Genomic DNA, 11517 nt, shown 5'->3' with positions numbered 1-11517 from the left:
ACGATGGTGGCACGACCGGACGACAGAGGGGGGCATCAGGGTGTACCGCGGGGGCGTCGGGGCCGCGAGATGCTCCTCTTTGCCTCCTGTGTGCCGGTTCGCACCCTCTCCGGGGCGCTGTCGGTGGCATGCGGCAGGATGGGTCGGATGGACGACCGGATGGACGAGTTGCCGCAGTACCCCGCATACGCGGAGCGGGTTCTGGAGGTCGCCGAGCTGATCCCGCCGGGGCGCGTGATGACGTACGGGGACGTCGCGGAGTGGCTCGGCGAGGGCGGACCCCGCCAGGTGGGCCGCGTGATGGCGCTCTACGGCGGCCCCGTGCCGTGGTGGCGCGTCGTGCGGGCCGACGGAGTCCTGCTGCCCGGCCACGAGCTGCGCGCCCTGGACCACTATCGCGCGGAGGGCACACCGCTGCGGGACGCGTCGCGCGTCGCCGAGGGACATCTGCCGCGTCTCGACATGAAGCGGGCGCGGTGGGACGGCGTGGAGCGGCGCGACGCCGGCCCGGGCGGCGCCGTTCCGGGAGATGTGCCTCACAGCGAAGGGGCTCACAACGGGGCTCACATAGGACAGCTTCCGCCAAACGGCGGCGCTGCGGGCGGTCCGACGACCGTACGGGGTACGTGACGCGACCGCTGCCCGCGCGGCGCGGCAGGGCGTAGCGTCCGTTGCGCGCGGCACGCGCCGCACTCTCCTCATCAGCACACCCACCAGGACCGGCGATCCACGTGAGTTCCTCCTCCACAACCGGGCGTCCGGCGTACCCGCACCAGGTGCGCCGGAGGTCCCCGGGCGCGTACCGACTGGTGCGCACCCCGCCGGTCCCCGTGGAACCCCCTCACCTGGACGCGGCGCAGCGCGCCGTGGTTGACCACGGCCACGGGCCGCTGCTGGTCCTGGCCGGGCCGGGCACGGGAAAGACGACCACGCTGGTGGAGGCGGTCGCCGCGCGGATCGCCCGGGGCGCGGACCCGGCGCGCCTCCTCGTGCTCACCTTCAGCCGCAAGGCCGCGGTCGAACTGCGCGACCGCATGGCGCTGCGGCTCAAAGGGGCGCACGGGCCGCAGGCGACCACGTTCCACTCCTTCTGTTATGCCCTCGTGCGGGCCCACCAGGACGCCGACCTGTTCTCCGAGCCGCTGCGGCTGCTGTCCGGACCGGAGCAGGACCTCGCCGTACGCGAACTGCTCGCCGGCCAGATCGACCTGGAGCGCCACGGGATGGCCGGGGTCCGCTGGCCCGACGAGCTGCGGGCCTGCCTCACCACGCGCGGTTTCGCCGACGAAGTGCGGGCGGTGCTGGCACGCAGCCGCGAGCTGGGACTGGGCCCGGACGCCCTGTCGCGCTTCGCGGCCCGTACCGGCCGGCCCGACTGGGGCGCGGCGGCGGCCTTCCTGGCCGAGTACCTGGACGTGCTCGACATGCAGGGCGTACTCGACTACGCGGAGCTGGTCCACCGCGCGGTGCTGCTGGCGGAGAGCGTGCTGTCGCCCAGGGACCTTCCGTACGACGCGGTGTTCGTGGACGAGTACCAGGACACCGACCCGGCGCAGGTGCGGCTGCTGCGGGCGCTGGCGGGCGGGGGTCGCACGCTGGTCGCCTTCGGCGACCCTGACCAGTCCATCTACGCCTTCCGCGGGGCCGATGTGAACGGCATCCTCGACTTCCCCGACGCCTTCCGGCACGCGGACGGCAGGCCGTCGGACGTCGCCGTGCTCACGACGTCCCGGCGCAGCGGGGCCGCGCTCCTGGAGGCGACGCGCCTGCTGACCCGCCGCATGCCGCTGACCAGGCTCCCGGCGGACAAGGTCCGGGCGCACCGCGACCTGGCGGCGGTCCGGGAGGGCGGCCGGGTGGAGGCGTACACCTACCCGACGGCGTCCACGGAGCTCGACAACATCGCGGACATCCTGCGCCGCGCCCACCTCGAGGACGGGGTGCCCTGGCGCGAGATGGCGGTCCTGGTCCGCGCGGGCGGCCGCACGATCCCGTCCCTGCGGCGGGCCCTGACGTCGGCGGGCGTCCCCCTGGAGGTCGACGGCGACGACATCCCGCTGCGCCACGAACCGGCGGTGGCCCCGCTCCTGACGGCGCTCCGAGCGGCGGCGACGGCGGCGGCTCGCGGCCCGGCCGCAGGCCACGCACCGGCCGGCACGGACGCGGCTGCACCATCGCCCGCCCCTGCCGCGGACGCGCCGGACGCGCCGGCCGCGGGGGCCGCGGTCGCCGAGGACGTGCCGGTGCCGGACGCAGATGCGCTGGTCGCCGTCGCCGAGGGCGTGCAGGTTACTGGCGGGGACGCGCCCGGACCGGAGGCCAAGAGTGCCGGGGGCGCGGGCGGTGCTGTGCCCGGCGTCAGCGGCGGTACGCCGCGCGCGGAAGCGGTGGTGGGCGGTTCCGGTGGTCCGGAGACGGTCGGCGCGGCCGCGGCGGACGCGAGTGAGCCCGTACGCGCCGAGGAAGCACCCGCCCCCGGCGGTGACGTCCCGCACGAGGAGGGTGCGGGCGATGGCGCTGCGGCCGGTGACGGCCCCCGCGCCGAGGGCGCCGGCGGTCCCGGCGAAGTCGACTCGTGGCTCGGCACCGAGACCGCGCTCAGCCTTCTCACCTCGCCCCTCGGCGGCATGGACTCCGCCGACCTCCGGCGCCTCGGCCGCGCCCTGCGCGACGAGGAGCGGGCCGGGGGCAACCGCCTGCCGCCTCCCTCCGACCAGCTCATCGCCCGCGCGCTCGCCGAGCCGGAGCGCCTCGTCACGCACGACCCCGCCTACGCGCGCGGCGCCCAGCGGCTCGGCGCCCTGCTGCGCAAGGCCCGGGAGCTGCTCGAGGGCGGCGGCACCGCCGAAGAGGCGCTGTGGCTTCTGTGGGACGGCACCTCCTGGCCGCAGCGCCTGGAGCGCGCGGCTTTCCGCGGCGGCGCGGCCGGCCGCAACGCCGACCGCGATCTCGACGCCGTCTGCGCCCTCTTCGAGACCGCCGCACGCGCCGAGGAACGCACCGGCGGTCGCGGCGCGCTCAACTTCATCGAGGAGCTCGACGCCCAGGACATCGCCGCCGACACCCTCTCCCGCAGGCAGGTCCGCCCCGACGCCGTACGGCTGATGACCGCGCACCGTTCCAAGGGCCTCGAGTGGAGTCTCGTCGTCGTCGCCGGCGTACAGGAGGGCCTGTGGCCGGACCTGCGCCGCCGCGGTTCGCTCCTGGAGGCCGACCGCATCGGACGCGACGGCCTCGCCGAGCCCCTCACCCCCGGCGCGCTCCTCGCCGAGGAGCGCCGTCTCTTCTACGTCGCCGCCACCCGCGCCCGCGACCGGCTCGTCGTCACCGCCGTCAAGGCCCCCGCCGACGACGGCGACCAGCCCTCCCGCTTCCTCGCGGAGCTCGGCACCGAGCCCCGGGACGTCACCGGCCGCCCCCGACGCCCCCTCGCCGTCGCCCCGCTCGTCGCCGAGCTGCGGGCCACCACCGTGGACCCGGACGCTTCCCCGGAGCTGCGTGACGCCGCCGCCCGCCGTCTCGCCCGGCTCGCGGCGCTCACCGACGACGAGGGTCAGCCACTGGTGCCGTCGGCGCACCCGTACCGCTGGTGGGGCATGTTCGACCCCACGCACAGCGCCGTACCGCTGCGCGACCGGGACCGGCCCGTCACCCTCTCGGGCAGCGCCCTGGACCAGCTCGCCAACACCTGCGCGCTCCAGTGGTTCCTGGGGCGCGAGGTCAAGGCGGACGCCCCGGCGACCGCCGCCCAGGGCTTCGGCAACGTGGTCCACGTCCTCGCCGACGAGGTCGCGTCCGGCCGCAGCCCCGCCGACCTCGCCGTCCTCATGGAACGGCTCGACTCCGTCTGGGACGCCCTCGTCTTCGACGCGCCCTGGAAGTCGAAGCAGGAGAAGGAGCACGCGCGCGTGGCGCTCGAACGCTTCCTGCGCTGGCACGTGATGGACCGCGGCGGACGGACCTCCGCGGCGACCGAGCACGACTTCGACGTGGCCCTGGAGGCGGGGGAGTACGAGGTGCGCATCCGCGGCTCCATGGACCGCGTCGAATTGGACGCCCAGGGCCGCGCCTACGTCGTGGACTTCAAGACCGGCAAGCAGTCGCCCACCCGTGACGAGGTCGCCCGTCACCCCCAGCTCGCCGTGTACCAGCTGGCCGTCCGCGAGGGCGCCGTCGACGAGGTCTTCGACGGGCGCAGACCGGAGCCCGGCGGCGCCGAACTCGTCCAGCTGCGCCAGCCCGCCGCCAAGAAGGAGGGTGGCGACGCACTGCCCAAGGTGCAGGCGCAGGAGGCACTCTCGGGGGAGTGGGTCGGCGAACTGCTGGCCACCGCCGCCGGCCGGGTGCTCGACGAGCGTTTCACGCCGTCGACCGGCCAGCACTGCACGCACTGCGCGTTCCGCGCCTCGTGCAGCGCTCAGCCGGAGGGCCGCCAAATAGTGGAATGATCGGTGTTTTTGTCGGCATTCACTCCCTTTGCCTGCATCCAATGAAGGTCCACGGCAGCCGGTACGGGCTGCGGCAGGCGGATCTTCGAGGAGCGACACATGGCGGGCACGAGAAAGTCCCTGACCACGGCGATCGCGTGCGTGAGCGCGATCGCCGCACTGGCGGGCTGTTCCCAGGACGGCGGCGTCAAGGCCGGGCACGCGGCGGGCGAAGGCCGGGTGCCCGCCGCCGCGACGACGGGTGCGACGGGTGACTCCCTGAAGGGCCTGAGTGCCGATCAGATCGCCGAGAAGGCGGTGAAGACGACGAAGGCGGCCTCGTCGCTGCGCATGAAGGGCGCGATCGGGGCCGACGACGGGGAACGGGTGTCGGTGGACCTCGCGATGGACGCGAAGGCCAACTGCACGGGCCGCCTGGGCATCGAGAACGGTCGCGCCGACCTCCGCAGGCTCGGCGAGGTGCTGTACATGAAGGGCGACGAGGCGTTCTGGCGCGCCTCGTTGAGCCGCCGCGCCTCCGCCTCGCCGGACGGGGGCGACAGCGACACCGTGATCGAGCTGATGAAGGGCCGCTGGATCAAGATGCCGTCCAGCGCCGTCGAGGAGATGCGGGGCGTGTGCGACCTCGACGAGATGCTGGCCGAGCTGGACGAGAAAAAGGCGGACCGTACGGGCATGACGCTCGGCAAGGACAGCGAGATCGACGGCGTACCCGTGGTGACCCTCGTGAAGAAGAAGGGCCGGGAGACGACGACCGTGTACGTGGCGAAGGAGGGCAAGCCGTACCTGCTGAAGGTCGTCAGGACGGGCGGCAGCGAACCGGGCACGGTCGCGCTGTCCGACTTCGACAAGCCCGTGAAGGTCAAGGCGCCTCCTGCGGACGAGGTCCTCGACCTGGGGCAGCTCGGCGGCAACACACGGTTCGGCACGGGGACGGGAACGGGCGCGGACGTCGAGTCGGCGGGACCGGGCGCGGCGACCGGGAGGGACGGCGCCGGCGACACCGGCACCGAGGGGGCGGGCCCGGCCGCCGGCACGGATGCGGACGACGCCGACTCCGGATCCGCTGCGGACACCGGCTCGGGCACAGACACCGGTTCCGGTCACGGCACCGGCGAGGGCGACGGTGCGACCACGCCCTGACCCTCGCCCCCGCTCCCGTCCCAGGGGGACCGCCGCTGTCGGTGGTCCCCGTTAGCCTCTTTGAGGTGACCGCACGCATCACCGACCCCGAGCAGCTCAAGGAGCTCCTCGGTATCCCGTTCACCCCGGAGCAGACGGCCTGCATCACCGCGCCGCCCGCCCCGCAGGTCATCGTGGCCGGCGCCGGCTCGGGGAAGACGACGGTGATGGCGGCGCGCGTGGTGTGGCTGGTCGGCACCGGCCAGGTCGCGCCCGAGCAGGTCCTCGGCCTCACGTTCACCAACAAGGCGGCGGGCGAGCTCGCCGAGCGCGTCCGGACCGCGCTCGTACGGGCGGGGGTGACGGATCCGGACGCGATCGACCCCGACAACCCTCCGGGCGAGCCCCGCATCTCGACGTACCACGCCTTCGCCGGACAGCTGCTGACCGACCACGGACTGCGCATAGGGCTCGAGCCGTCGGCGCGGCTCCTCGCCGACGCCACGCGCCACCAGCTCGCCGCGCGCGTGCTGCGTGAAGCACCGGGCCCGTACCCGGCGCTCACCCGGTCCTTCCCCTCGCTCGTCAGCGACGTCCTCGCGCTCGACGCGGAGCTCGCCGAGCATCTGGTGCGCCCCGAGCGGCTCGCGGCGTACGACACCGAGCTGCTGGGCATCCTGGAGACGGCCACGCTGAGCAACGCCGACCTCCGCAAGGTCCCGGAAGCGGCAGCGGCCCGCCGCGAGCTGCTCGATCTGACCGTCCGTTACCGGGCTGCCAAGCGCGAGCGCGATCTGCTCGACTTCGGCGACCAGATCGCGCTCTCCGCCGAGCTGGCGCTCACCCGGCCCGAGGTCGGCACGATCCTGCGGGATCAGTTCCGGGTCGTCCTGCTCGACGAGTACCAGGACACGTCGGTGGCGCAGCGGCTGCTGCTGTCCGGGCTGTTCGGGCAGGGCACGGGGCACGCCGTCACCGCGGTCGGCGACCCCTGCCAGGCGATCTACGGCTGGCGCGGCGCGTCCGTGGCCAACCTGGACGACTTCCCGCTCCACTTCCCGTTCGCCGACGGCGGCCCCGCCGCCCGCTTCTCGCTCAGCGAGAACCGCCGCAGCGGAGGCCGGCTGCTGCACCTGGCCAACGACCTGGCGGCTCCGCTGCGCGCGATGCACGAGGGGGTGGAGGCTCTGCGGCCCGCGCCCGGCGCCGAGCGGGACGGCCTCGTCCGCTGTGCCCTGCTGCCCACGCACGCCGAGGAGATCGACTGGCTCGCCGACTCGATCGCCCACCTGGTGCGCACCGGCAAGGAGCCCGGCGAGATCGCGGTCCTGTGCCGTACGGCCGGCGACTTCCCCGAGATCCAGGCGGCGCTCGTCGCCCGTGACGTCCCCGTCGAGGTGGTGGGCCTGTCCGGGCTGCTGCACCTGCCGGAGGTCGCCGACCTGGTCGCCGTGTGCGAGGTCCTCCAGGACCCGGGCGCCAACGCCTCGCTCGTACGCCTCCTGACCGGTCCGCGCTGGCGGATCGGGCCGCGCGACCTGGCGCTGCTCGGCCGCCGGGCACGGCTGCTGGTGCACCGGACCGGCGCCGACGACGACCCCGACCAGCGCCTCGCGGCGGCGGTCGAGGGCACCGACCCGGCCGAGGTCGTCTCGCTGGCCGACGCCCTGGACACCTTCCTGGAGCCGGGCGGCGGGGAGGACGACGGCCTGCCCTTCTCGGCCGACGCGCGGGTGCGGTTCGCCCGTCTCGCGGCCGAGCTGCGCGATCTGCGGAGGGCGCTGGCCGATCCGCTGATGGACGTCCTGCACCGGGTGCTGTCCGCCACAGGACTCGAGGTGGAGCTGTCCGCCTCCCCGCACGCCCTCGCGGCCCGCCGGCGCGAGACCCTCGCCAACTTCATGGATGTCGCGGCCGGGTTCGCCGCGCTGGACGGCGAGGCGACGCTGCTGGCCTTCCTCGGCTTCCTGCGGACCGCCGCGCAGTACGAGAAGGGCCTGGACAACGCCCTCCCGGGCGGCGAGAACACCGTCAAGGTGCTGACCGCCCACAAGTCGAAGGGCCTCGAATGGGACGTCGTCGCCGTGCCGGGCCTCGTCGCCAAGCACTTCCCGAACGACCAGGCGCGCGAGTCCTGGACCTCGCAGGCCAAGGTGCTCCCGCACGCGCTGCGGGGTGACGCGGACACGCTCCCGGACGTGCAGTCGTGGGACGCGCGGGGCCTGAAGGCGTTCAAGGAGTCGATGAAGGACCACCAGTACACGGAGGAACTGCGCCTGGGGTACGTGACCTTCACCCGGCCCCGCTCCCTCCTCCTCGGCTCGGCGCACTGGTGGGGCCCCAGTCAGAAGCGCCGCCGGGGCCCTTCGGCGTTCCTCCAGGCGCTGTACGAGCACTGCGTGCAGGGCCACGGCGAGATCGAGGTCTGGGCGGAGGAGCCCGAGGAGGACGCGGAGAACCCGGCGCTGCGGGCGGCGGACGCGGACCACGCCTGGCCGCTGCCCCTGGACCCGGCCTCCCTGTCCCGCCGCCGCGAGGCGGCGGAGACGGTGCTGACCCACATGGCGTCCCTCGCGGCGGCGCCGCCCACGCCTGCGGCTGACCCGGCCGGCCGGGACGCGCCCGACGACGGGGGGTGGCCCGAGGAGCCCCCGGCCGACGAGGAGGAGCCCCCCTACGACGAGCCCTCCTACGACGACATGGACACCACGCCGCTCGTCCCCCGCCAACAGGACCGGTCGCCCGAGCACACGCCCGCGCCCCAGGATCCCGGCGACGGGGCCACCGCGCCGCCCGTGGGGGACCTCACTCCCGAGGACGCCCGCACCGTCGCCTCGTGGGACCGCGACCTCGACGCGCTCACCGGCGAGCTCCGCCGCACCCGCGCCTCCACCCGTGACGTCCTGCTGCCGCGGTCCCTGTCCGCCTCGCAGCTCCTGCGTCTCGCCGCCGACCCCGACGGCTTCGCCCACGACCTCGCCCGCCCCATGCCCCGGCCGCCGCAGCCCGCCGCGCGGCGCGGCACCCGGTTCCACGCCTGGGTGGAGTCACGGTTCGAGGAACTGCCGCTGCCCATGGTCGACCCGGACGACCTCCCCGGGGCCCCGGGCGTCCCCGGAGCCGCCGCCGACGTGCACGACATCGCCGACGAGCAGGACCTCGCCGCGCTCAAGGACGCGTTCGAGCGCACCGAGTACGCCCGCCGCACCCCGTACCGCGTCGAGGCGTCGTTCCAGATCACCCTCGCAGGCCGCGTCGTACGGGGCCGTATCGACGCGGTGTACCGCACCGGGGAGCACACGTACGAGATCGTCGACTGGAAGACCGCCCGCGACGGCGCCGCCGACCCCCTCCAGCTCGCGGTCTACCGCCTCGCCTGGGCCGAGCAGCAGGGCGTCCCGCTGGACGCCGTCTCCGCCGCGTTCGTCTTCGTCCGCAGCGGGGAAGTCGTCCGGCCCGGCACGCTCCCCGACCGCGCGGGGCTGGAGCGCATCCTGCTGGGTGGGACGGCCGACGAGCCGGAGCCGGTGGCCCGTTAGGCTCAGGAGCATGAGCGAGACCCCGGACAATGCTGTCCGTACGTACATCGAGCAGCACCGCACCGCCTTCGTCGACGACCTCGTCGAGTGGCTGCGGATCCCGTCCGTGTCGGCGCAGCCCGACCACGACGACGACGTACGGCGCAGCGCCGAGTGGCTCGCGGCCAAGCTCGCGGAGACCGGCTTCCCCGTCACCGAGGTCTGGCCGACGCCGGGTGCTCCCGCCGTGTTCGCCGAGTGGCCGTCCAGCGACCCGGACGCCCCCACCGTGCTGGTCTACGGACACCACGACGTGCAGCCCGCGGCCCGCGAGGACGGCTGGCGCACCGACCCGTTCGAGCCGGTGATCGAGGACGGCCGTCTGTACGCGCGGGGCGCCGCCGACGACAAGGGCCAGGTGTTCTTCCACACCCTCGGCGTACGCGCGCACCTCGCCGCCACCGGCCGCACGGCACCCGCCGTCAACCTCAAGCTCATCGTCGAGGGTGAGGAGGAGTCGGGCTCCCCGCACTTCCGTGCCCTTGTCGAGGAGCACGCGCACCGCCTCGCGGCCGACACTGTGATCGTCTCCGACACCGGCATGTGGTCCGAGACGACGCCCACGGTCTGCACCGGCATGCGCGGCCTCGCCGACTGCGAGATCACCCTGTACGGCCCCGACCAGGACATCCACTCCGGTTCGTTCGGCGGCGCCGTCCCCAACCCGGCCACGGTCGCCGCCCGCATCGTCGCCGCCCTGCACGACGAGGACGAGCGGGTCACGGTCCCCGGCTTCTACGACGGCGTCGCGCCGCTGGGCGACGCCGAGCGGGAGCTGTTCGCCGAACTCCCCTTCGACGAGGAGTCCTGGCTGCGCACCGCCAAGTCCCACGGAACGCTCGGCGAGGCCGGGTACACCACGCTGGAGCGCGTCTGGGCCCGCCCGACCGCCGAGGTCAACGGGATCGGCGGCGGCTACCAGGGCGCCGGCGGCAAGACGATCGTCCCGTCGTCGGCCTTCGTGAAGCTGTCGTTCCGGCTGGTGGCCGGGCAGCAGCCGGACAAGATCGAGCGGGCCGTCGCCGACTGGGTCGCCGCCCGCGTCCCCGCCGGGATCCGCCACGAGATCGTCTTCGGCGGCGCCACCCGCCCGTGCCTGACACCGCTGGACCACCCGGCCCTGCGGTCGGTCGTCCGCGCCATGGGCCGCGCCTTCGACGGCGAGAAGATCCGCTTCACCCGCGAGGGAGGTTCCGGCCCGGCCGCCGACCTCCAGGACGTTCTCGACGCCCCCGTCCTGTTCCTCGGCATCTCCGTACCGTCCGACGGCTGGCACGCACCCGACGAGAAGGTCGAGCTGGACCTCCTCGTCAAGGGCGTGGAAGCCTCCGCCCACCTGTGGGGCGACCTGGCCGCCGCACTTCGCTGAACCGACACCGATCACCCGGGGGAGTTGGAAGAAAACCGTGAGCACCGACAGCTACGCCGCCGCAGACCGCCCCATCGCCCTGACCGCGCCGAGCGGCATCGACCGCGAAGCGCACAACCGTCTCGACGAGGCTTGGCTCGCTGCGGCGTGGAGCCACCCCACGACCCGGGTCTTCGTCGTCTCCGGCGGCCAGGCGCTGATCGACGACACACCGGACGGCCGCACCGAGCTGGTCATGACCCCCGCCTTCGAGGCACCGGTCACCGAGACCCACCGCTATTTCCTCGGCACGGACGAGGACGGGGTGCGCTACTTCGCCCTCCAGAAGGACTCGCTGCCCGGCCGCATGGACCAGTCGGCCCGGCCCGCGGGGCTGCGCGAGGCGGGCCTGCTGCTCAGCCCGCGGGACGCGGGGCTGCTGGTGCACGCGGTGGCGCTGGAGAACTGGCAGCGGCTGCACCGCTTCTGCTCGCGCTGCGGCGAGCGCACGGTCATCGCGGCAGCGGGGCACATCCGCCGCTGCCAGGCGTGCGGCGCCGAGCACTACCCGAGGACCGACCCTGCCGTGATCATGCTCGTCACGGACGACGAGGACCGTGTCCTGCTCGGCCGCCAGGTGCACTGGCCCGAGGGCCGTTTCTCGACGCTCGCGGGCTTCGTGGAGCCCGGCGAGTCGATCGAGCAGTCCGTTCGGCGCGAGGTGCGCGAGGAGGTGGGCGTCACCGTCGGTGACGTGCAGTACGTCGCCAGCCAGCCCTGGCCCTTCCCCTCCAGCCTGATGCTCGGCTTCACCGCACAGGCGACCTCGTCGGAGATCATCGTGGACGGCGAGGAGATCCACGAGGCGCGCTGGTTCTCCCGGGAGGACCTGCGGGCCGCGTTCGAGTCCGGGGAGGTGCTGCCTCCGTACGGGATCTCGATCGCGGCCCGCCTCATCGAGCTCTGGTACGGCAAGCCGCTGCCCAGGCCCGGGGATGTGCTCTGACGGTCCGGACCCCGC

At 74.2% G+C, this 11517-nt stretch carries 6 protein-coding genes; all 6 read left to right on the top strand.

All coding sequences use genetic code 11. From position 1 onward, the window contains the following. Positions 1-147 precede the first annotated feature (147 nt). Entirely contained in the window at positions 148-630 is a 483-nt protein-coding gene (locus ACWD0A_RS26055) for an MGMT family protein (protein WP_307713528.1), read from the top strand. A gap of 101 nt (positions 631-731) precedes the next feature. Further along, positions 732-4448 (top strand): ATP-dependent helicase, encoded by a 3717-nt coding sequence (locus ACWD0A_RS26050; protein WP_451301874.1) that lies wholly within the window; start codon positions 732-734, stop codon positions 4446-4448. 99 nt (positions 4449-4547) lie between these two features. After that, positions 4548-5591, top strand: coding sequence for a hypothetical protein (locus ACWD0A_RS26045; protein ID WP_451301872.1), 1044 nt, complete (start codon positions 4548-4550; stop codon positions 5589-5591). Positions 5592-5656: 65 nt separating this feature from the next. Then, positions 5657-9109, top strand: coding sequence for a UvrD-helicase domain-containing protein (locus ACWD0A_RS26040; RefSeq protein WP_451301870.1), 3453 nt, complete (start codon positions 5657-5659; stop codon positions 9107-9109). 10 nt (positions 9110-9119) lie between these two features. Continuing rightward, positions 9120-10517, top strand: coding sequence for a dipeptidase (locus tag ACWD0A_RS26035; RefSeq protein ID WP_451301868.1), 1398 nt, complete (start codon positions 9120-9122; stop codon positions 10515-10517). 37 nt (positions 10518-10554) lie between these two features. Then, positions 10555-11502 carry an NAD(+) diphosphatase gene (gene nudC / locus ACWD0A_RS26030; RefSeq protein ID WP_451301866.1) on the top strand — a complete coding sequence of 316 codons (948 nt, stop codon included), beginning with the start codon at positions 10555-10557 and terminating at the stop codon, positions 11500-11502. Positions 11503-11517: the final 15 nt, after the last annotated feature.

It is taken from the genome of Streptomyces sp. NPDC002867, assembly GCF_053591895.1.
The sequence above is the reverse complement of the archived record's forward strand: the minus strand, read 5'-3'. Positions and strand labels throughout refer to the sequence as shown.